Genomic DNA, 21,032 nt, shown 5'->3' on the forward strand with positions numbered 1-21,032 from the left:
CGTTATGGCCTACCGTATCGTCGGAGCTGCGATCCACGAAGGCTCGAACTCCGTCATTTATCGCGGGCAGCGAGATGACGACCTCACCCCCGTTGTCGTCAAGCTCCCACGCGGAGACGTGTCCTCGCGGGACATCGAGCGGCTCCGGCACGAATATACGATCCTGAAGACCCTCGACGCGCCAGGGATTGTCAAGGCCCTGGCGCTCGAGCCCTCCGAGCGCGGCGTCGCGCTCGTGCTGGAGGCGCTCCCGGGCGAGACGCTCGCCGCGCTCCTGCGCGCGCGGCGCTTCGACGTGACGACGGCGCTCAGGATTGCCTGCGGCATCGCGGGCATTCTCGGGAGCGTCCACCAGCGCGGGATCGTCCACCGCGACGTGAAGCCGCAAAATATCCTTCATCAACCGGAGACGGGGAGCCTTCACCTCCTCGATTTCGGCCTGGCCATGCGAATGTCGGAGGCGCCCGAGCGCCTCGGCGTGGAAGGTCTGGCGGGGACGCTCGCGTATCTCGCGCCCGAGCAAACGGGCCGCATGAATCGGCCGGTGGATCACCGCGCCGACCTCTATGCATTCGGCGTCACCCTCTATCACATGCTCACCGCGGCGCTGCCCTTCACGACGACCGACCCCGTCGAGCTCGTGCACAGCCACATCGCCCGTGTCCCCATTGCGCCGCGGGAGGTCGACGGGCGTATCCCCGAAGTCATCTCCGCGCTGGTCATGAAGCTCCTCGCCAAGGCGCCGGAGGATCGATACCAGACCGCTCGTGGCGTCGAGCTCGACCTCGCCGCGTGCCTTCGCCAGATCGAGGCCACGGGCACTGCCTTGGTATTTCCGCTCGGCCGCCACGACAGCGCCGCGGAGCTGCATCTGCCGGAGAGGCTTTATGGTCGCGCGGACGAGGAAAGAGCTTTGCGTGACGCATTCGATCGGGCGCGCCTCGGGCCCCCGGAGCTCGTCCTCCTCGCGGGCCCGTCCGGCGTCGGCAAATCGGCGCTCGTCCAGGAGTTCCGCCGCTGCCTCCCTCGCGACGGCGCGCGCTTCATCACCGGCAAATTCGATCTCCTGAGCCGCGGCGTCCCGTACGGCCCCGTCATTCACGCATTTCGCGATCTCGCGCAGCAGCTCCTCGGCGAGAGCGCCGCCGAGCTCGCGTCCTTGCAGGCGCGTCTGTCGCGGGCCCTCGCCGGCAAGGGTCGGCTCCTCGTGGATCTCGTCCCGGAGTTCGCGACGATCCTGGGCCCGCAGCCCACGCTCCCGGCCCTCGGGCCGACCGAGTCGCAGAACCGCATGCGCCTCGTGCTCGAGAGCTTCGTGCAGGTCTTCACGACCCCGGAGAGGCCCCTCGTCCTTTTCCTCGACGATCTTCAATGGGCCGACCCGGGCACCCTCAAGCTCCTTTGGGTCCTGCTCGCCGATCGGGAGAACCCCGGCCTCTTGATCCTCGGCGCGTACCGCGACAACGAGGTGGACGCGGCGCATCCCTTGACGACGATCCTCGCTGCGCTGCGGAACGAGGGCGTCGCGGTGCGCGAGATCGGGCTCGGCTCGCTCGGCGTCGAGGACCTCGCGCATTTGCTCGGCGACGCGCTCGCCGTGGAACCGCTCCGTGCAAGGCCACTCGCCATGGCCGTCCAGGCGAAGACCCAGGGAAATCCGTTTTTCGTGGGCCAGTTCCTGCACGCATTGCACGAAGGCCGGCAGATTCGCTACGACGCCGAGCAGAGCGCATGGCGCTGGGACCTCGAGGCCATCGAAGCGCGCGAGGTCACGGACAACGTCGTGGATCTGATCGTCGGAAACCTCGCGCTTCTCGGCAGCGAAACGCAGCACGTCCTCCGCCTCGCGGCGTGCATCGGGCACGGCTTCACGCTGCAAACGCTCTCCACGATCGACGAGTTATCGCCCGACCGGACCGCCGATGCGCTCTTGCCCGCGATCCGCGAGGGGCTCGTGGTGCAGGAAGCGTCCGAGCGATATCGCTTCCTGCACAACCGCGTGCAGCAGGCCGCGTATGCCATGATCGAGGAGGCCGACCGGGCCTCGACACACCTGCGCATCGGGCGGCTCCTCGTCGCAGGCATGGAGCCTGGCGCGCCGGATCGGGCCCACTTCGAGGTCGCCTTCCACCTCAATCGAGGCGAGGCGCAGATGCAGGACCCTGCCGAAAGGATCTCGCTCGCCGAGCGGAACCTCGACGTCGGCCGCAAAGCCAAGGCGTCGAATGCGTACGAGGCGGCGGCCTACCATTTCCGCCTCGGGACGACCCTGCTCCCGGAATCGTCCTGGCAAGACCTCTACGCGCTCACGTTCGCCCTGCACAAGGAGCTCGCGGAGTGTGATTCCCTCTGCGGCCACTTCGATCGGGCCGAGGGCTCGTTCGAGCGCCTCGTGGAGCGAGCCCGGTGCAAGGCCGATCTGGCGAACGTGTTCGCCCTGGAGCTCCGGCTCTACCAGGTCGCGGGCAAGTACGCCGAGGCCGTGGATGTTGGCTCTTGGGCGCTGCGACGCTTTGGCCTCGAGATCCCCGAGAACGACGAAGCCCTGCAGGCGGCGACGACGCGCGAGATGCAGGAGGTCCAGGCCCTCCTCGGCGAAAGGCCCATCGACACGCTCCTCGACGCGCCGGTGATGGACAATCCCGAGCCGATCGCGGTGATGTGCATCCTGAACGAGCTCCTGTCCTGCTCGTACATCGGACGCCCCGCGGTGTTTCCGCTCAGCGTCATGCGGGCCGTCCGCCATTCGCTCCGCCACGGCAATTCGCCCGAGTCGAGCTACGCGTATAGTTGCTACGCCGTCCTCCTCGTCACATGGGATCAAATCCCGACCGCCGTCGCGGTCTCCGAGATGGCGATGGCGTTGAACGAGCGCTTCGGCGACGCCGCGTCGCTTGGTCGCGTGCTGCACGTGCACGGCAACCACATCCATTTCTGGGTCCATCCTTACCGCACGTGTTTTCCCATCGTCGAGCGCGCGTTCGACGCCTGCCTCGCCGTCGGGGAGTTCGTCAACGCGGGCTTCATTGCCCACGCGGTGACATGGCTCGCCCTGGAGCGGGGGGATGCACTCGACGACGTCGTCCAGTTTTCCGAGCGCTTTGCTACCTTCGCGAAGCGGAGCCGGAACGAGCTCATCCTGCTCGCCATTCGGATCACGCAGCAGTTTGCCCAGAGCCTCACGCGCGCCTGGCTCCCGGATCGGCCCCTCGATGACGACCGATTCTGCGGGGACGCCGTCCTCGCGACCTTCACGCGCGCGGGCTTCCGCACAGGCATCGCCTTCTACCACATCACCTTGCTCCTGCTGCATTACACCGTGGGGCATTACGAGGAGGCGGTGGCCTCGGCCGACCGCGCGCGCGAGGTCCTCGACGCCGTGCCGACCCTGCCCATCGAGCCGACGTTTTACCTGTACGAGGCGCTCGCCCTGCTCGCGCGTGGCCCCGTGGGGGACGCGGAGGCCGCGCGGCGGGACCAAGCGCGGATCGATACGAGCCTCGACAAACTCGCGCGGTATGCCGAATTCGGCCCCGAGAACTACGAGCACAAACATCTCCTCGTGCGCGCCGAGGCGGCGCGCGTCGCAGGGCGGCACCTCGAAGCGGACGATCTTTACGATCGGGCGATCCTCTCCGCGCGGGCCCACGGGTTCACGCCGTACGAGGCGCTCGCGAACGAGCTCGCCGGCCGAGCGCTCCTCGCGCGCGGCAGGCAGCTCCTCGCGCCCGTGTATCTACGCGAGGCGCACGCCGCCTACCTTCGCTGGGGCGCGACGCACAAGGCCGAGCGCCTCGTGAACGAGCACCCGCACATCGTGGCCCACGGCCTCGCGCGTGTGCCGGTAGCACACGCCTCGGCCAGCACGAGCACCTCCGCGGGCCGGGGTGTGGGCGGAATGGTCGACATGGCCACGGTCCTGCGCCTCGGGCAAACCCTCGCCGGGGAAATGGAGCTGTCCAAGGTGATCGAGCAGCTCATGCACATCGTGCTGAGCAATGCAGGCGCCACGCGAGGAGCCCTGATCCTCGACCGGGAAGGCGTGCTGCGGAACGAGGCGACGATCACCCTCGGGCCCGATGTCGTCACGGTATGCGATCGCGGCCCCATGGAGGCTTGCACCGACCTGCCGATCTCGGTGATCCGATATGCGGCGCGCACCCGGGAGGTCGTGGTGCTCGGCGACGTGACGGCCGATCCGCGCTTCGCGAAGGACAACACGTTGCGCGGCCGCGGGGCCCTGTCCATCGTATGCATCCCGCTCGTGCATCGGCGCCACCTCGTCGGCTTGCTTTCGCTGGAGAATGGGCTCGTCCGCGACGCCTTCAGCCCCGATCGGGTGGAGTTTCTGGATCTGCTGTGCGCGCAGGCCGCGACCGCGCTGGAGAATGCGCTCCTCGTCGGGCGCCTCCAGGAGGCGAGCCAGGCGCTCCGGCAATCGAACGAGCGGCTCGAAGCAGAGGTCGCCGAGCGAACCCACGATCTGCTCGAGGCCAACACGCAGCTCACGCGCGAGTTCTCGGAGCGAGAACGCGCCGAGCAGGAACGCAGAGCTCTCCAGGAGGAAATCATTCGCGTGCAGACCGACCTCCTCGTCGAGCTCTCCACGCCCCTGATTCCCATCACGGATGACATCCTCGTCATGCCGCTCATCGGCGCGATGGACGCGCGGCGCGCCGAGCGGGTCATGGACACGGTCCTGTCCGGTGCATCCGGGAGCGGGGCCCGGGTGGTGATCATCGATATCACGGGGATGAAGACGGTCGACGAGGCGGCCGCGTCCGCGCTGATCCGCACGGCCTCCGCGTTACGCCTGCTCGGGATGCAGGCGTGGCTGACGGGCGTGCGTCAGGAGGTGGCCCAGACGCTGATTGCCATGGGGATCGAGCTCGGAGGGATTCGCACGTTCGGGAGCTTGAAGCGAGGCGTCGCGCACGCCGCGCGCCTCGCGCGGGTCACTTCTCGTTGAACACGTACTCGTGCTGGGCGTCGCGGATGGTCAGCGTCCGCTTGGCCGCGCTGCCGACCACGAGCTCCACCCCCATCATGCCCGGCACTGTCGTGACGAACGAGATCGTCCCGTCCGGGTTCTTTTTCGAGGCGACCTCGCTCTTCCACTCGCCGAAATCGAAGATCGTCGCGGCGCCCGCGCGGGACACCTTGATCTCGCCGAGCGCCGCGTTCGTGTAATGGGCCGCGAGCTTCGCGGACGCTGCGGCGTCGGCCGGGGACGTGAGCAACTTGCGCTCGGTGGCCCTGTGCTCGAAGTACATCTTGCCCATCGTCGCGATCTCCGTGTCTGCCTCGGGGCGACCGTCGAAGAGCACTTCGAGCAGCTTGCGCTGGAAGACCGAACGAATGTACCAGCCCGGGTCGCCGTTCGTCAGCACCACGGCGCCGACCCCGTACTCGGGCAGCCACATCATGTCGCTGTGGAACCCGATCAGATCGCCGCCGTGATGCACCACGGTCACGCCCCATTTCTTGTCGACCATCAGGCCCATGCCGTAGGTCGCGTCCGGACTGATGGAGACCTGGGGCGCGCGGCGCGCGAGGAGGACGTCTTTTTCAAGGTACTGTTTTCCGTCCGGCAGCTTGCCCTCGGCGAGCTCCATTTGAACGTATTTGAGCACGTCGTTCACCGTGGCCCAGGCGCCGCCCGCGGGGCGCACCGGGATGACGGCGTCGTTCACCGCAGCGAGGGCCCGCGCCGGCTTGTCGTCGAGGTCCGGCGCGTGCGGCACCGCGTAATTGCCCGTCTGCGCGCGCTTGAAATCGAGCGTGGCCCCCTTCATGCCGAGTGGCTCGAACACGCGCGTGCGCATCGCCTCGTCATAGGCTTTGCCGAGCTCGAGCTTCGGGAACGCCACGTGCCCGCCGATGAACCCCGCTGCGGCGGCCAGCGGATTCGAATATTGGAAGAGCTCGCCGAATTTGCTGGTCGGCTGCATCGTCCCGAGCGTCGCGAGCGCGCCGTCGGGCGTCAATCCCTGGAACTGCAAGATCCATTCGAGATCCTGCCGCGGCAGCCCCGTGCACGCGCAGATCAAATGTTTCACGAGCACGCGGCTCGTCGTGTCCTGATCCCCGAGCTTGAACGAAGGCAAGAGCCCCGTCGCCGCCGTCTCCCACGTGAGCTTCTTTTCCTCGACGAGCTTCGCGAGCATCAGCGTCGTCAGCGCTTTCGTGTTCGACGCGATGATGTACTTCGTGTCCGCATCGACCGCCGCCTTCTTGCCGAGCTCGCGCACGCCGAACCCGCCGGCGAACACCACCTTGCCCCCCTGGATGAGGCCGACCGAGACGCCCGGCACGCCGAGCTTTTGCTGCGCGGTCTCGACGAACTTCCCGAGCGCGGCGATACGCGCCGGATCGAGCGTATTTGCCTTCTTGCCCGCGAACGACTCGCGCGCCTGCCCCTTGGGGAGCAGGCGCCCATAAATCTGCGAGACCTGCGCGCCGCGTTTGTCGCCGACGGCGTCCTCCATGTCGTAGATCACGACGGTCCACGTGTCGTTCGCGAACCGGGTCATCACGCTGACGCCGCGCTTCTCGTTGGGCGAGGTCTGGTAGTCGTAGATGCGAACGCGCGTCCAGCCGTCCTTGTCGGGGGCGTCGATCGTCGGCCTGAGCGGCCATTTCACCTCGGCGCCATAAGCGGCCCACGCGAGCGCGACAGCGGCGTCCGCGTCCTTCGCCTGCACGTCGACGAGCACGATTCGGGAGCCCGCCTCCGGGGCTTCGAGGAGGGTGGCCTTTCCCTTCACGGTCATCGTCCAGCCGCCCGGCGCGATGAACGAGTTTCCGGCCACCGTGGTTTTCGGCGTATCCGCGGCGAGCCGCTCGCCCGCGACGGCCTGCGGGGCCGGGGCTTCGGGCGCAGGCGCGGCCGAGGCGGCGGGCGCGGAAGAAGGGGCCGGCTCCGCGGGCGGCGTCGGGATCGTGGGCTCTGGGGAAGACGCACACGCGGCGAGCGTGACGAGCGCAAAGGCGGGTAGGAACGAACGCATGGCGCGCAACCTACACGCGCATGCTGGGCGGGGAAAGTCCTATTCTCTGCGCGTCTCGGGCAACGCGTATTCGAGCAAGATTGCGCCGCCCGCCTCGGTGAAGAACAACGTCTTCAGATCGATCAGGCTCCGCGTGGGCTGCGCTCCGGCCTCCGTCGTGACGCCATAGGTGCGCACGAGCTCGGCGCCGAGATCCTGCACGAGCGCGCCGACGTTGAAATCGTAGGCGACGGGCGTCACGAGGTAATCGAACGCCTCGAAGTAGCGGAGCATGTCCTTGCCCGATTGCACGAACATGTAATTGCCGCCCCGGCTGTTCGAGATCGCGTGGATCACCGACTGGTGGAAGTTTTCCCCGAGCCCGAGGGCGGTCAGGCCGATGCGCCGGCCGGCCTGCTCGGTCACGAGCCGCTGGAGCGAGGCGGTATCCGTCACGCCCGTGTTGAGCCCCGCGTCCGAGATGAGGAGCACGCGGTGCTCATAGCCCGCCAGGCGGTCCACGTTTTCTCCGACGAGCTTGAATCCATCACGCAGGCCGGCTTCCAGGTTCGTCGAGCCGCGCGTCTGGAGCGCCTTCACCTTCGCGATGAGCACCTGCTTGTCGCGCACGGGCGCCGGCCGGACGAGGATCTCGCTGTTCGTATCGAACAGGACGATCGACAGCATATCGGCCTCGTCGAGCTCGTGGATGGTCTGCACGAGCGCGTCCTTGGCCCATTCGAGCCGCGACTTTTCGGTGGCGTCCGTGGCGCTCATCGAGCCGCTGACATCGAGCACGACCGCGAGGTTCAGCGGATCACGCTGGAAGGCCTCGGCCGTCATCGAAGAGCTCATGCCGAGCTGCACGTAAAGCCTGCGCTTCTCGGAATCGACGGCCACGGCCGGATCGACACAAACGAGGGCGTGGCAAGCCGCGGCGCCCGTGAGCGGCAGGGAAAACTCGCGCAAGAACCCCTCGACGGTGAGCACGTCGGCCTTGGGCACGCTTCCATCCCCCACGATCTTTCGGAAATACCCGTACCCCTGCGCGCCGCCGCCGCCCAGGGCGAGCCCACCCCCGGGCGCCGCCGCGCGCGCAAACACCCGCACCCCGTGCCACGGGAGCGGGGTCGGAGGCGAATACCCGCCCACAGGGGGCTCCGCCTTCTGCATGTTCGCCGCAAGCCTGCGCATGAGTTCCAGGACTTCCGTGACGTCCTGATCCGCGCGGAGACGCGGATTCGCCAGGATCCGGGCGTCCAGGGTCTGGATTTCGGTGCGCAACGCGGAAGCGACGGCCCGGCGGGGAGCCGCGCAAACCGGGAAGATGCTTCGCTCGCGGGGGCGAACGGGCTCGGTGCAGGCTTCCTGATATCGACCGAGGAAATCCACGAGGGTCTGCGCGGTCTGCGCCAGGAAAATCGTCTTTTCGATGCCGGGATCGGTCGCGGTGAGCCCGGGGGCGCCGAGCGCCGGAATATCGAGGGAGCGGGATCCGGACTCGGTGCGTGCATTGTCTGCGCGCTCGTAACGCCAGGAGACGTCGACACGCGGCGCGGCGAGGGCGGGGCGCGCAAAAAGGATGAGCGTGGCGAGGAGCAAGAGGATTTGCATGGAAACCTCCTTCCCGGGCCGAGCCCGGGCGCAGGGAGGAAGCAAGAGGGACGCCCGCGGGGAATGAGAACGGAGGCGGATTCCAGCAGGAAGCCTTTGCCTGAAGAATCGATCCCGCGCGGCGACGGCTCGAGCGAGCGCGCTGCGGACGTTCGAGGTCCCGTGGGCGGCCCGGCGCGCGGGGCTCAATGCGAGGACGCCGCGAGGATCTCGAGCGCGCGCGCCAGGATCGCGTCCTCGCCCGGCGCGTCGTGGCCGACGAGATCGACGCGTTCGGGCGGGAGCCAGCGGTGCCGCGGGGTGCCATCGACGTGAAAGAGCCGCTCGACCGGGATCGCAAAACGAATCCCGCTTTGGTTCAGGGTGGACGACGTGATGGCGCCCTTGAGCCCCGCCATGGCCGTGCCGACCACCACGCCGCGCCGCATCCCATCGACGCCGATGGCCATGCCCTCGCCCATGCTCCCCGTCCAGTGATCGACGAGCACGGCGAGCGGTTTTTCGTACGTGGAAGGGCCGCGTGGCAGCACGTACTGGACCCATATCCGGCTCCGCCCCTGCCAGCCGACGCCCGGCAATTCGTGTTTCTGGTAGGGCAGGGGCTCCCGCACGAAGCGCCCGAGCAATGCCTCCGCGATGGCGGAGTTTCCGCCGCTCGGGGTGTCGCGCAAGTCCAGCACGAGCGCGCGGCAATCGGCGAGCGCGGCGAGCGCGGCGTCGAATGCAGGGACGAGCGCGTCGTCGCCGAGGGAATTGTGGATCCGGAGATACCCGACGCCGCCCGCGAGCCTTCGCTCTTCGAGCGGCCCGTCGCCGGACGGGACTTCGGGGGCGGCGAGGTCGATATCACGCGGACCTTCGGCGGTCACGATACGAAGCCGGCGCCGTTCGTCATGGCGTCCGGCCAGAAGGCTACGCAGCGCCCATCCCTGCGCCGCGGGGTCGGCGCTCGCCGTCGTCGTCCCCAGCCGCTCCGCCATGGCCCGCGCGACGGGGACGCCGCCGATCGCAAGGACCTCCTGGCCCGCCCGCAGGCCCGCCCGCGCCGCAGCGCTGCCCGGCCGGACCTGCGTGACGATCACGCGTGTTCCATCGAGCTCGGCCCACAGATCCGCGCCGCTCGGCACGAGGCGATACGAATGCTTCGTATTGGTGCCGAGGTGCGCGTGGGCGTCGTGCAGCTCATCGAGCACGACCTCGAAGAGGGCGACCTGCTCCGCTTTGGTGCGGACCTCGGCGGCGCGCGCGGCGTGCCGCCGGCGCACGGCGTCCCAGTCGATCGATTGCTCCGCAAAATAGCCGTAGTTCTCGCCGATCTCCTTCACGAGCTGATCGAAGTCCGCCGCGACACCACGCGGCGCCGAGGCGCAACCGGAGAGCGCCGCGAGGAGGGCGATGGCGAATGGGACGGCAAAACCGCGCATACCGGCGCGAACCTAGCCGAGCGTCCGTCCCCCTGCAACGGACCCTGGGGAAACCACCGCTCGGGAGCACGTTTTCGCTGCGCGCTCGTCGCCCTCGGGCAAGAGAGCGGCGCGGCCGGGAGCGGAGGACGAATGGCCGCGCGTCCGGACGCTCTTCTGTGGACACGTCCGGGCGGCCTCATGTACCGTCTTTTAATGCATGACTTCCTCCACCTCGACAGAGTCTGGTTTCTCGGTGCAATCGTCAGCCTCGTAGCGCTCGCCTGCAGCAGCAGCACCGGCGGGACGACGACCTCGACCGGCAGCGCGGGGAGCTCGACCGGCGGCGGATCCGCAGGCGGCATGGGCGGCCTCGGCGGCCTCGGCGGCCTCGGCGGCATGGGCCAGGGGGGAAATCAAGGCGGCGAAGGCGGAATCAATTTCACGAGCGGCAGCGGCGGAGGCATCCCCGCGGTCGACGTCGACGTCGTCCTCACGGCCGACAACGCCTACAGCTTCGGCTATGGCGACGCCGCAGGCATCACGAACTTCATCCAAGGCTCCCGCGCACAAACGGCCGGCCAAATCTTCAACTGCGGCGAGGGCCCCGAAGCATACCTGGTGCCCGCCGCCGAAGCCCCCCCATCCGCATACCTTTACATCGTGACCTGGGACGATCTCTCCGTGACACAAGGCGTGCTAGGTCAATTCCGTCGCGGCACCGGCGCGCCCCTGTACACCGGCGACAGCCAATTCGAGGCATGCGCGACCGGCATCAACATGCAGAGCAGCCAGACCGGCCCCACGCAAACCGAAATCAACGAGCAAATCACCCTCTGCAACAACGGCAGCGGCGACGACGCCACCACGAGCGGAGGCTGGGTGAACGCAGCCGGCGCCGTGACGACAGGCGCCATCGGCTCCCTCGCCGTCGGCGAAGCCAACGACCCCACCCCCGGCGGGACCTTTCCCCCCACATGCCCCACAGGCTCCGCGCCCCCAGGCACCGCCAGCATCGACCCAGAAGCACACTGGATGTGGTACCAACCCGGCGGCATCACAAACCCCTTCCAATCGACCGGCTCCAATACGTTTCGCGCATACCTGATTTTCCGAATCGCCGCCGAAGACATCCCGCTCCCTCCCAAATGAAGGCGCAGAGCTGGGGCGTTGCCCCAGGCCCCAGGAGGGGGCTGTCCGCCCCCTCCACCCCGGACCAGCGAGGCGCTGGACCCAGGGTCGATGAACTGCGCGATGCGCAGTTCATCGAACAGCCAGGGTCAAGGCCGGCGACGACCCTGCCCACCAAGACAGCGACGCTGCCGTTTCAACCGGCAACGCACCCGTCGCCCGCTTGAACCCCACCTCCATGGTCTTGCCACCGGCCCGTTGGAAGAACTGCGCGGAGCGCAGTTCTTCCACCCCGGGTCCAGCGCCTCGCTGGTCCGGGTCGAGGGGCGGACAGCCCCCGCGGGGTCCGGGGCAGCGCCCCGGGGGTGGGTTTGCAGGGCCGACGGGTCCTTCCGCGCCAAGCTGGGCCATCGATGCGAGGGCCGTGGTATCCTTGCAGCCATGAGCTTACTTCGACCATGGTCTCCTCCTCGTATCCGGCAGCTCGGGCGCCTCGCCCTGCTGCCGATCATCATCTTTGCCGGCTCGTGCTACCAGGCGCCGAGCTGCAACCTGAATTTCGACAACTGCCACGGTGACGGCGAATGCGGGCCGGGGTTCATCTGTGCCCAGGAGACGTTTTCGATTGGCCTCGCGTGTATCGCTGCGACCGAGTGCCAGAGCAACGCGGATTGCCCGGGCGGGGCGATCTGCATCCAGCGCGCGACGATGCCCCCCGACAACCCCTTCGGGGCCGAATCGCCTGGCAAGAAGGTCTGTAACTGCGGCTCGTTCTGCAACGGCGGCGTCGGAGGCTTCGGCGGCGCGGGAGGCTTCGGGGGCGCCGGAGGGGAAGGCGGTGTCGGAGGCGAAGGCGGCGTCGGGGGCGAAGGCGGGATCGGAGGCGCGGGCGGCAGCGGGGGCGCCGGTGGAATCGGGGGAGCGGGCGGCAGCGGGGGCGTCGGTGGCGCCGGTGGAATGGGAGGTGGGAATTGAAGCGCGTTCTTTTCGTGACGCTCGGCCTCGTGATGCTGAGCTTGGGTTGTCAGAACACGGTCGAGGACGTCTGCGAGGACCTCGGGCAATGCCCCGACGTGGTCCCGGACCGTTGCCTCTCCGATGGCCGTGCGCTTCAGTCGGCCGCGGAGTCCCGCGGCTGTGACGATCCGTTCGAGGACTACATCGATTGCGTGGCGGGCGCGACTTGCTCGTGGGGGCAGTCTTGCGCGTCCCAGCGCTCCGCCCTGGAGGCCTGCGCCGGCTCCTTCCCGTAGCCGTCAGAGCGCTTTGGGCGCGAGCACGCGGCAGAGCTTGGCGACCTGATCCCGCCGCTCGGGCTTCGCCGCCTTGATCGTGCAATGCAGCCAGTCCTTGCCGATCGGATAGGCGTACTCCGCCACGTAAAAGCTCTGGATGTCGGTCTTGTACGAGCCCTCGCGCGCCACGGAGCCGTCGGGGTTCTTCTCGTCCTTGTCGAGCTTGACGTCCTTTGCGTCGGGGGGCGCGATACCGCCCATCGGCGCGACGGGCGTCACGGCGAGCAGCATCCCGTCGAACTTCGCGTTTTTGCCCTTCTCGACAACGTAAAAACCCCCCGCGCTCGCGTCCGCGATCGTCATGTTCCCGGGGATCGCGACCTCGCACTTCGCCTCGGGCACCTGCACGCGGACGAGGGCCTCTTCGCCCTTGCCACACCCGACGAGGGCGGCGGCGACGACGAACATGGATGCGGCGGCTTGGATCGAGCTCTTCATGGAGGGTAGCGGTTCCTTTCCCGGATCGTGGAGATCGTGGGTGACGCGGCGGCCTCGTAGCAGACCCCCACGTGCAAGGAAACAGGAATTTGGTGGTCCTGGTGCGACGCCCGCGCCGCGCCTCTACGGCTCGCCGTCCCAGTAATCGACCGACGCCTCCTTGCGCTGCACCACACGGAATGCCCCGGGCTTCGCCTCGGCCTTCGCGAGGTACTTGCCCGAATCGGGGTACTCGCAGATCTCGGGGTACTCCATCGTGCTGAGCGACAGGTATTTGAGGGGCGCCTTCGAGGTATTGAGGATCTGGTGCGGGTATTCGGGGCCCGGCGGGATGAAGATCACGTCGCCGGCCACGATCGGCAAATGCTCGCCCGCCACGCGCAGCGTCCCTTCCCCTTCGAGGACGATGAACATCTCCTCCTGCGTGTAGTGGTAATGGTAGGGACAGCCGCGGCCGCCCGGCGGCATGATGTCGATCGAGGCGCCGAGCTTCTTCGCCGCCGTGCCCGGGGCGAGGGCGGCAAACGAGGTGTCGTAGAGCGGCTCGCGCTGGAAACGCTCGAGGGGCGCCGTGTTGAAGTTGCGAATCAGGCGCTGTCGCAGGTCCGTGGCTTGATCACTCATGGCAGCGCCGAGGCTAGCACGCCGCGGCCTCACCAATAAGCAAACGCCCCCCGGAAGAGCCCCCGCAGCACGTCCTCGTCCACTGCGCACGGCGCATTCGACACGAGCCGCGCCTGCACGATCGTCCCGGCTGCAAGCGCGTCCACGTCCGTCTCCCCATATCCCACCCCGGAGAGCCCATTGGGCACGCCGGCGGCCCGCATCATCCCGCCGAGGTGCGTCGCCAGCACCTCGCCCGCGTCCTCCAGGCCCGCGCCGCGTACGTCCGCGCCGAGCCGCGCCGCCGCGTCGAGGTGCCGCGCCGGGCTCGTCTTCGCGAGCGCGCGGAACACCGCCGGCGCATTCACCACGACGGACACCCCGTGCGGCACGAGCGGCTCGCCCTCGGGATACCCCGGCATCGTGAACGAGCGGCACAGGCCCGAGACCGCGTACGACATCGCATGTGGCAAATGCACGCCCGCATTGCCGAACGCGATGCCCGCGAGCGTCGCCGCCCACGCCATTCCCTCGCGCGCCTCCTCGTCCTCCGCGTCGGAGACGGCGCGGAGCAAATACCGGCCCGCGAGCTCCAGCGCGCTCTTGCAGCCCATGTCGCTCCACGGGTTCGCCCCCTGGCTCATCGGCCGCTTGCTCGCCTCCGGCGCCCGCGGCCGCGTCGAATAAGGCCGCGCCGTGTACGATTCGAGCGCGTGCGTGACGACGTCGAACCCGCTCGCCGCGACCACGCTCTTGGGCATCGTCCGCGTGGCCAAAGGATCCACGATCGCCCGGGTCGGGCGGAGCCTCCGCGAGGCAATGCCCGTCTTCGCCTTGCGGCCCGTGTCGTCGAAGACCGCGATGCCCGTGCATTCGGCGCCCGTGCCCGTCGTCGTCGGGCAAGCGATGTGCGGGGGCAGGGGACCCGGGACCTCGCGGCCCTCGCCGATCGGGCGGTTCACGTACGCATAAAAATCGGCCGGGTAGGTCGCATAGAGCAAGGCGGCCTTGCACGTATCGATGGCCGAGCCGCCGCCGACCGAGACGTACCCGTCGAAGCGGCCCTCCGCGGCGAAGCGCGTGGCCTCGGCGAACGAACGATCCGTCGGCTCGACGTGCACCTGGTCGTACACCACGACGTCCACGCCCGCGCGCCCGAGCGAGCGCCGCGCCTCCTCGACGGGCGCGAGCGCTGCGAGCCGCGCGTCCGTGAAGAGCGCGACGCGACGCAGGCCGAGCGCCGCGGCCTCCTCGCCGACCTCCGCGAGCGCGCCCGGGCCGAACGTGATGGCCGACGCGTCCATCGAGAAGGCCGCGTCGCCGCCCTCGATCAGCGCATATCCGAGGCAATACCCCATCGCCTCAGAACCATTTCTCGCGGCGGTACCATTCGAGCGCGAGGCGCACGCCCTCCTGGACCCCGACCTTCGAGCGCCAGCCTGTCGCCTCGCGCAGCGCGTCGCTCTTGCACGTCCACGCCTCCTGCGCGCCCATCTTCGCCTTCTGCCGGTTGAAGAGGCGCGGCTTCTTGTCGAACCGCGTCGCGATCTCGCCGCCGAACGCCGCCACGTCGACCAGCATCTCGGGCAGATCCATGGTGAGCACGCGCCTGCCGCTCGCCTCGACGATCGCCCCCTGGAACCGCTCCCAGGTGACGGGCTCGTTGTCGCACACGAAAAACGCGCGGCCCTTCGCGCCGTCGTGCGAGGCCGCGACGAGCGTCGCCGTGACGAGGTCGTCGACGTAGATGCCCGAGAACCAGCGCTTCTTGTTGCCGAAGAAGACGTTCCGGCCGCGCTCGACCTCGCGGAAAAGGTTGAAGTAGTCGACGTCGCCGGGGCCGTACACGCCGCCCGGCCGCAGGACCGTCCAGGGGATCACGTCGCCGGCGCGCTCGACCACGCGCTCGGCTTCGAGCTTGCTTTGCCCGTAGAACTCGATGGGGCGCGCCGCGTCCGCCTCGACGTGCGGGCGCGTGGCGCTCGAAGGGCCGTAACTCGCGAGCGAGCTGACGAGGACGAAGCGGCGCACCTCGGGGTGCTTCTTGCGCAGCGCTTCGAGCAGGTTCTCCGTGGGCATCACGTTCGCGCGCTGGAAATCGGCGTACGCGACGCCCTTCGTCGCGCCCGCGACGTGCAGCACGTAGTCCGGCTTCTCCTCGCCGATCAAGCGCTCGAGGCCCGCGCGATCGTCGTACTCGACCTCGACCGAGCGCCCCTGCTTCGCGGGCGGCGAGCCGCGCCGCCGCAAGGAGACGACGTCCACGCCGCGCGAGGCGAGCGCGCCTTGCAGGCGCCCGCCGATGAAACCACTCGCGCCCGTGAGGAGGACTTTTCCGGTTGAAATTCCGAACTCTTCCACGTCGCCGCTTTGCCTCAACTGGCGCGGGGCGGCAAGAGCCGATCAGAGGGGCCCGAGCGTCTCGAGGATCTTGAAGGCCTCCTCGCACACCGCATCGGTCTTGCAGCGCGCCTTGACGTGCAGATACCCGACGTTGCCTGTGTCGCTGCCGAAGCCCCCGAAGCCCGGGAGGCAAAACGGAGGGCAGGTGGCCTCCTTCTCGTCGAAGACCACGAGGAAGCCTCGCACGTAGTCCGGGCCGGCCATCGCGAGATCGAGCCCCTCCATCCACTTCGCGACCGCGCCGTAGCGCCCGATTCGAACGGACGTCGTAGGCCCGTCGAGCGCGACGCCATATCCATCGAGGAGGAAGGTCACGTCGAAATCGAACCGATGCAGGTTGAGGAGCGCGCCCGGGCCACACTGGAAGCCGTTTTGGAGCGTGGTGTCGACGTCGGGCGGCGCGAAGAACGTGAACTGCCGCGCGAAGGTTTTCCGGACCCACGTCTCGGGCACGCCGCTCGGCGGGCGCTCGACGCAGTGGCCCTTCCGGCACATCGAGGAGGGCTGCACGCTGCACACCTCGTAGCTCGATACGCACTTTGCTTCGAGCCACTCGCGCGCGATGCGATCCGCCGCCTCGGTCGAGGCATGGCGATTCTCGAACCGGAAGCAGCCGTCGAGGTCGTACCATTGCTCGCCGCGCAACGTGACGCGGCAGTCGTTGTCGTGCGTGCAGGTGGAGGCGCGATCCATCGCGATCGTGTACTGATCCGCGAACTCCTTGCAGTACGCGGGAGGCCCGCGCTGCGCCGCGGCCTTTTTCCGCGCCACAGCCTCGGCCGCGGCCTGCGCCTCGGCCCGCGCCGCGAGCACGTGCACGTCGTACGTGGCCTTCCCGACGCCGAGCGCTGCTCCAAACGCCGCCGCCTGCAAGGCATACGGCGCGATCTTTCGCAGTCGCCACCGCGAGAACGCCGTCCGCATCACGCCCGACACCACGGGCACCCCTGCGAACGCGATTCGTAGGACCTCGGACGCTCGATCCGCAGACGACGGCGCCTCCAGCGTCCACGGCGCGCCGCGCTCGCGATACCCCGCGGCGCCGGGGGTCTCCTCCGCCTGCACGATTCTCCCCGCGACGAGGACCCGATCTCCGTGCGCGACCGATCGCATGCGGAGCGGCCCTGCGGGAAGGGGATCCGTGTCCCCGCAAGCCGCGCGAATCCGCGTCGCCGTTTCCTCGGAGAGCACGTCGATCGCGCCGTCCCGCGCCTCGCGTGATCCCGCCACGACCCGCGTCTTCCCGCGCAGATCCACCGTCCCGTCCCGCAGCACGAGCCGCAGCCGGGGCGCCCGTGCATTCGCCGCGCAATACGGCCCCGCGGCCGTGGCCGCCGCGGCGGGCGCGCCGTCCTCGAACCGGGCCCCCGGCTCGCCGACGACTTCCAGCACGCCTTCGAGCGTGACGTTCGTCCCCGGATCGAGCCCCGCGAGCGTGGCCTGCGCCTTGCCGAGCGCGCGCCGCGCCGCCCGCGCCTCGCGCCGCGCCGAGAACGTGGTCCCGAGGGCCCAGGCGCCCATTCCCACGACGAACGCCGCCGCGCCGCCGAGGGCCCCGGCGATCGCCGCCGTCTCGGGGCGCTGAAAGGGATTCTCGGTGAACATCGCAGCAGGCGTGAGGCTACCACGCCTGCGGGCGGGCAGGCGCGTCAGAACGCGGCGTCGAGCACGACCTCGCCCGACACGCCGACCTGGTAGGCCGAGGCGCGCCGTTCGAAGAAGTTCGTGACCTCTTGCACGTCCTGGAGGTCCATGAACGAAAACGGGTTTTTTGTCTTGTAGCGCCTCGGGAGATCCAGCGTCGCGAGGCGCTGATCCGCGCAGAATTCGAGGTAACGGCGCACGTCGCGCGTCGACATCCCGGCGATGCCGTCCCCGAGCAGATCCTCGGCGAACTGCATCTCGCAATCGATCGCCTCCTCGATCATCGCGACCACCGCGCTGGAGAGCGCGTCGTCGAAGAGCTCCGGCTCCTCGCGCCGCACCGTCTTCACCACCTCGAAGGCGAAGGCCATGTGCGCGCTCTCGTCGCGGAAGACCCAGTTGGTCCCCGCTGCGAGCCCGTGGAGCAGGCCGCGGGAGCGAAGGAAATACACGTACGCGAATGCGCCGAAGAAGAAGAGGCCCTCGATGCAAGCCGCGAAGCAGATGAGGTTCAGGAGGAAGGCGCGTCGCTCGGCGCGCGCGTCGAGCCGTTCGAGCCCGCGCGTGGCGTCGAGCCATTTCATGCAGAACGCGGCCTTCTTCCGGATGGACGGGATGTTCTCGACCGCGGCGAACGCGCGGTGGCGGTCCTCCGGGTCGGGGACGTACGTGTCGAGGAGCGTCAGATAGAACTGCACGTGGAGCGCTTCCTCGTAGAGCTGCCGCGAGAGGTACATCCGCGCCTCGGGCGCGTTGAGGTGCTTGTACAGGTTCAGGACGACGTTGTTCGCGACGATGGAATCGCCGGTCGCGAAGAAGGCGACGAGGCGCTGCACGAGGTGCCGCTCGGCGTCGTTCATCTTCTTCTTGAGATCACCGACGTCGGTCGAGAAATCGACCTCCTCGACGGTCCACGTGTTCTTGATGGCCGCGCGGTACATCTCGAAGAATTTCGGGTACGTCATCGGCCGGAGCGTCAGGCAAAGGCCCGGGTCGAGCAGGCGGGCGGGACGGGCAGCGGCGCTCATTGGCAGGCCTCGCAGCTCTCGGGGTTTTCGAGGGAGCACGCCACGGCGGCGTCGTCCGTCGTCGCTTTGGGCTCCTCGACCGTGGCCTTCGCGATACGCGTCGCGGGGCGCGAGCGCAGGTAATAGGTCGTCTTCAGGCCTTTTTTCCAGGCATAGAAGTACATCGACGAGAGCTGGCCGATGTTGGGGCTCTCGATGAAGAGGTTGAGGGATTGGCTCTGGTCGAGGAAGGCCCCCCGATCGGCGGCCATGTCGATGAGCGAGCGCATCGGGATCTCCCACGCCGTGCGGTAGACGGCGCGCAGCTCCTCGGGCAGCTCGTCGAGCCGCTGCACGGAGCCCTCCGCGAGCTTGAGGCGCGAGCGGGTCGCCTCCGTCCACAACCCGAGCGCCTTGAGCTCGCGGGCGAGGTAACGGTTGACCTGGAGGAAGTCGCCGGAGAGGGTTTCCCGTTTGAAGAGGTTGCTCACCTGCGGCTCGATGCACTCGTAGCAGCCGGCGATGGAGGCGATCGTCGCGGTCGGCGCAATGGCGCAAAGCAGCGAGTTGCGCATGCCGTGCGCGACGATCCGGGCGCGGAGCAGCTCCCAGCGCCCAAGGTCGTCCGGCGTCACGCCCCACGCGTCGAATTGAAGCTCGCCCCGCGCGGCGCGCGTCTCTTCGAATGCCGGGTGGCGCCCTTTCTCCTCGGCGAGCTCGACGGACGCCGTGAGCGCGTGGAAATAGATTTCCTCCGAGATCTGCTTCGAGAGCGCGCGGGCCTCGGGCGCGTCGAATGCGAGGCGCATCTGGAAGAAGACGTCCTGGAGCCCCATGAGACCAAGCCCGATCGGTCGCCACCGCAGGTTCGACCCCCGCGTGATGGTGATGGGGTAGTAATTCAGGTCGATGACGCGGTCGAGCTGCCGGACCGCGGTCCGCACGGTGCGGCCGAGCTTCTCGAAGTCGACCCCGACGACGCGGCCCTCGGCCTGGAGCGTGTGCCGCGCGAGGTTGATCGAGCCGAGGTTGCAGACCGCCGCCTCGTCGCTCGACGTCACCTCGATGATCTCCGTGCAGAGGTTCGAGAGGTGCACGACGCGGCCCGGGAGGGCCGTCTGGTTGCAGGCGCGGTTCGACTTGTCCTTGAACGTGATCCAGCCGTTCCCGGTCTGCGCGAGCGTGCGCATCATCCGCGCATAGAGGTGACGTGCTTTGATGGTGCTCAGCGAAAGGCCCGCTCGTTCCGCCTCCTCGTAGCGGCGCTCGAAGGCCTCGCCATAGAGATCGGGGAGGTCCGGCACGGTCTTCGGGTCGAAGAGGCTCCAGTTCGCGTCGGCCTCGACGCGCTTCATGAAGAGATCCGGGACCCAGTTGGCGAGGTTCAAGTTGTGCGTGCGGCTCGCCTCGTCGCCGGTGTTGTCGCGCAATTCGAGGAACGCCTCGATGTCCGCGTGCCACGGCTCGAGATACACGCAGCACGCGCCCTTGCGCTTGCCGCCCTGGTTGACGGCGGCGACGGAGGCGTCGAGCGTCTTGAGCCAGGGCACGATGCCATTGGAGTATCCATTCGTGCTCTCGATGAGCGAGCCACGCGAGCGGACACGGTGGTACGCGAGGCCGATGCCGCCCGAGAACTTCGAGAGCATCGCGACGTCGGTGTAACTCCGGTAGATGGTCTCGAGGTGATCCTCGGGGGAGTCGAGGAGGAAGCAGCTCGAGAGCTGCTCGTGGCGCGTCCCTGCATTGAAGAGCGTCGGCGAGCTCGGCAGGTATTCGAGCGACGAGAACAGGTGGTAGAGCCCGAGCGCGTCCTGGACCGTCTCCGACAGGGCGCAGGCGATGCGCAGGAAGAACTGCTGCGGCGTTTCGAGGACGAGGCGCGAGGCGGGGTGCTTGAGCAGGTAGCGGTCGTAGACCGTCCGGAGGCCGAAATACTCGAACTCGCGATCACGCTCCGGGACGAGCGCGTCGTTCAGCTTGCGTGCGTTCGCCGCGACGAATGATTGCAGGCGATCGTTGACGAGGCCGAGGCGATGCCCCGCGGCGATCGACTGCGAGAACGCGTGGATCTCCTGGTTGCGGACTTCCTTCTCGATGTACGTCGAGAGGAGGCGGGCCGCGAGCCGCGCGTATTGTGGCTCCTCGACGATGAGCCCGGCCGCCGTCTGGATCGAGAGCTGATCGAGCTCGCGGGTCGTCGCGCCGTCGTAAAGGCCGCTGATGGTCTTGGTCGCGATGCGCAGGGCATCGACGTCCGAGAGCCCCACGCAGCATCGGCCCACGGCGCGTACGATCTTGTTGACGTCGACAGGCTCGCTCGATCCATTGCGCTTCGTCACGCGCATGGTCGTTTGTGTATATACGTCGCCAGCCGTCGAGCTCGTCGTCCGTGGGGTCGTCCGCGACGGCGCCGCGCCGTTGCTGCTCGGGCTCGTATCGTTATGCATCAGGCTGCCTCCTCTCCGGCCTCCGGATTCCGAGCAGGACCAGACCGCTCGGGTG

General features: G+C 68.4%; 14 protein-coding genes. 4 read left to right on the forward strand and 10 right to left on the reverse strand.

Going from position 1 to position 21,032, the window contains the following annotated elements:
• The first annotated feature begins 4 nt into the window (after positions 1 to 4).
• Positions 5 to 4,969: an AAA family ATPase gene (locus tag QHF89_RS12905; RefSeq protein ID WP_136968649.1), complete on the forward strand. Its 4,965-nt coding sequence runs from the start codon at positions 5 to 7 to the stop codon at positions 4,967 to 4,969.
• Here QHF89_RS12905 and QHF89_RS12910 read toward each other — a convergent pair.
• From QHF89_RS12910 to QHF89_RS12920, 3 genes are all read right to left on the reverse strand, one after another.
• On the reverse strand, positions 4,956 to 7,010 hold the full coding sequence (locus QHF89_RS12910) for a serine hydrolase domain-containing protein (protein ID WP_136968650.1): 2,055 nt from the start codon (positions 7,008 to 7,010) through the stop codon (positions 4,956 to 4,958). The two genes, QHF89_RS12905 and QHF89_RS12910, sit on opposite strands and share 14 nt — an antisense overlap.
• Positions 7,011 to 7,049: 39 nt before the next feature.
• Complete coding sequence (locus tag QHF89_RS12915) at positions 7,050 to 8,603, reverse strand: vWA domain-containing protein (RefSeq protein ID WP_136968651.1); 1,554 nt, start codon at positions 8,601 to 8,603, stop codon at positions 7,050 to 7,052.
• Between the two features lie 185 nt (positions 8,604 to 8,788).
• Positions 8,789 to 10,027, reverse strand: coding sequence for a S41 family peptidase (locus tag QHF89_RS12920; RefSeq protein ID WP_136968652.1), 1,239 nt, complete (start codon positions 10,025 to 10,027; stop codon positions 8,789 to 8,791).
• Between the two features lie 195 nt (positions 10,028 to 10,222).
• On the opposite strand from QHF89_RS12920, the gene QHF89_RS12925 reads away from it, so the two are divergent.
• From QHF89_RS12925 to QHF89_RS12935, 3 genes are all read left to right on the forward strand, one after another.
• Positions 10,223 to 11,158 carry a hypothetical protein gene (locus QHF89_RS12925; RefSeq protein ID WP_284720426.1) on the forward strand — a complete coding sequence of 312 codons (936 nt, stop codon included), beginning with the start codon at positions 10,223 to 10,225 and terminating at the stop codon, positions 11,156 to 11,158.
• A gap of 420 nt (positions 11,159 to 11,578) precedes the next feature.
• A complete protein-coding gene (locus tag QHF89_RS12930; protein ID WP_284720427.1) occupies positions 11,579 to 12,112 on the forward strand; it encodes a hypothetical protein in 534 nt (177 codons plus the stop codon).
• Positions 12,109 to 12,390 (forward strand): hypothetical protein, encoded by a 282-nt coding sequence (locus QHF89_RS12935; RefSeq protein WP_136968653.1) that lies wholly within the window; start codon positions 12,109 to 12,111, stop codon positions 12,388 to 12,390. The genes QHF89_RS12930 and QHF89_RS12935 overlap by 4 nt, the downstream gene beginning before the upstream one ends.
• A 3-nt stretch (positions 12,391 to 12,393) precedes the next feature.
• Here QHF89_RS12935 and QHF89_RS12940 read toward each other — a convergent pair whose 3' ends face one another.
• The 7 genes from QHF89_RS12940 to QHF89_RS12970 all read right to left on the reverse strand — a co-directional run bounded on the left by QHF89_RS12940 (position 12,394) and on the right by QHF89_RS12970 (position 20,875).
• Complete coding sequence (locus tag QHF89_RS12940) at positions 12,394 to 12,870, reverse strand: hypothetical protein (protein ID WP_136968654.1); 477 nt, start codon at positions 12,868 to 12,870, stop codon at positions 12,394 to 12,396.
• A gap of 123 nt (positions 12,871 to 12,993) precedes the next feature.
• Entirely contained in the window at positions 12,994 to 13,494 is a 501-nt protein-coding gene (locus tag QHF89_RS12945) for a cupin domain-containing protein (protein WP_136968655.1), read from the reverse strand.
• A 29-nt stretch (positions 13,495 to 13,523) separates the two neighbouring features.
• Positions 13,524 to 14,831: a hydroxyacid-oxoacid transhydrogenase gene (locus QHF89_RS12950; protein ID WP_136968656.1), complete on the reverse strand. Its 1,308-nt coding sequence runs from the start codon at positions 14,829 to 14,831 to the stop codon at positions 13,524 to 13,526.
• A 4-nt stretch (positions 14,832 to 14,835) separates the two neighbouring features.
• Positions 14,836 to 15,834, reverse strand: coding sequence for an NAD-dependent epimerase/dehydratase family protein (locus QHF89_RS12955; protein WP_284720428.1), 999 nt, complete (start codon positions 15,832 to 15,834; stop codon positions 14,836 to 14,838).
• Positions 15,835 to 15,876: 42 nt separating this feature from the next.
• The gene (locus QHF89_RS12960) at positions 15,877 to 17,481 is read right to left on the reverse strand and encodes a hypothetical protein (protein WP_136968658.1); all 1,605 of its coding nucleotides are present in this window, start codon (positions 17,479 to 17,481) and stop codon (positions 15,877 to 15,879) included.
• A 44-nt stretch (positions 17,482 to 17,525) separates the two neighbouring features.
• Positions 17,526 to 18,548, reverse strand: coding sequence for a ribonucleotide-diphosphate reductase subunit beta (locus QHF89_RS12965; protein WP_136968659.1), 1,023 nt, complete (start codon positions 18,546 to 18,548; stop codon positions 17,526 to 17,528).
• The gene (locus tag QHF89_RS12970) at positions 18,545 to 20,875 is read right to left on the reverse strand and encodes a ribonucleoside-diphosphate reductase subunit alpha (protein ID WP_284720429.1); all 2,331 of its coding nucleotides are present in this window, start codon (positions 20,873 to 20,875) and stop codon (positions 18,545 to 18,547) included. Before QHF89_RS12970 ends, QHF89_RS12965 begins: the two co-directional genes overlap by 4 nt.
• Positions 20,876 to 21,032 lie beyond the last annotated feature (157 nt).

It is taken from the genome of Polyangium sorediatum, assembly GCF_029946465.1.
GTDB classification, from domain to species: Bacteria; Myxococcota_A; Polyangia; order Polyangiales; family Polyangiaceae; genus Polyangium; species Polyangium fumosum.

Excerpts from the sequence above, each read along its gene's own strand:
- QHF89_RS12930 (WP_284720427.1), top strand. The coding sequence starts at position 11,579 with ATGAGCTTACTTCGACCATGGTCTCCTCCTCGTATCCGGCAGCTCGGG.
- QHF89_RS12950 (WP_136968656.1), bottom strand. The coding sequence starts at position 14,831 with ATGGGGTATTGCCTCGGATATGCGCTGATCGAGGGCGGCGACGCGGCC.
- QHF89_RS12910 (WP_136968650.1), bottom strand. The coding sequence starts at position 7,010 with ATGCGTTCGTTCCTACCCGCCTTTGCGCTCGTCACGCTCGCCGCGTGT.
- QHF89_RS12915 (WP_136968651.1), bottom strand. The coding sequence starts at position 8,603 with ATGCAAATCCTCTTGCTCCTCGCCACGCTCATCCTTTTTGCGCGCCCC.
- QHF89_RS12960 (WP_136968658.1), bottom strand. The coding sequence starts at position 17,481 with ATGTTCACCGAGAATCCCTTTCAGCGCCCCGAGACGGCGGCGATCGCC.
- QHF89_RS12940 (WP_136968654.1), bottom strand. The coding sequence starts at position 12,870 with ATGAAGAGCTCGATCCAAGCCGCCGCATCCATGTTCGTCGTCGCCGCC.
- QHF89_RS12965 (WP_136968659.1), bottom strand. The coding sequence starts at position 18,548 with ATGAGCGCCGCTGCCCGTCCCGCCCGCCTGCTCGACCCGGGCCTTTGC.
- QHF89_RS12905 (WP_136968649.1), top strand. The coding sequence starts at position 5 with ATGGCCTACCGTATCGTCGGAGCTGCGATCCACGAAGGCTCGAACTCC.
- QHF89_RS12920 (WP_136968652.1), bottom strand. The coding sequence starts at position 10,027 with ATGCGCGGTTTTGCCGTCCCATTCGCCATCGCCCTCCTCGCGGCGCTC.
- QHF89_RS12970 (WP_284720429.1), bottom strand. The coding sequence starts at position 20,875 with ATGCGCGTGACGAAGCGCAATGGATCGAGCGAGCCTGTCGACGTCAAC.
- QHF89_RS12925 (WP_284720426.1), top strand. The coding sequence starts at position 10,223 with ATGCATGACTTCCTCCACCTCGACAGAGTCTGGTTTCTCGGTGCAATC.
- QHF89_RS12945 (WP_136968655.1), bottom strand. The coding sequence starts at position 13,494 with ATGAGTGATCAAGCCACGGACCTGCGACAGCGCCTGATTCGCAACTTC.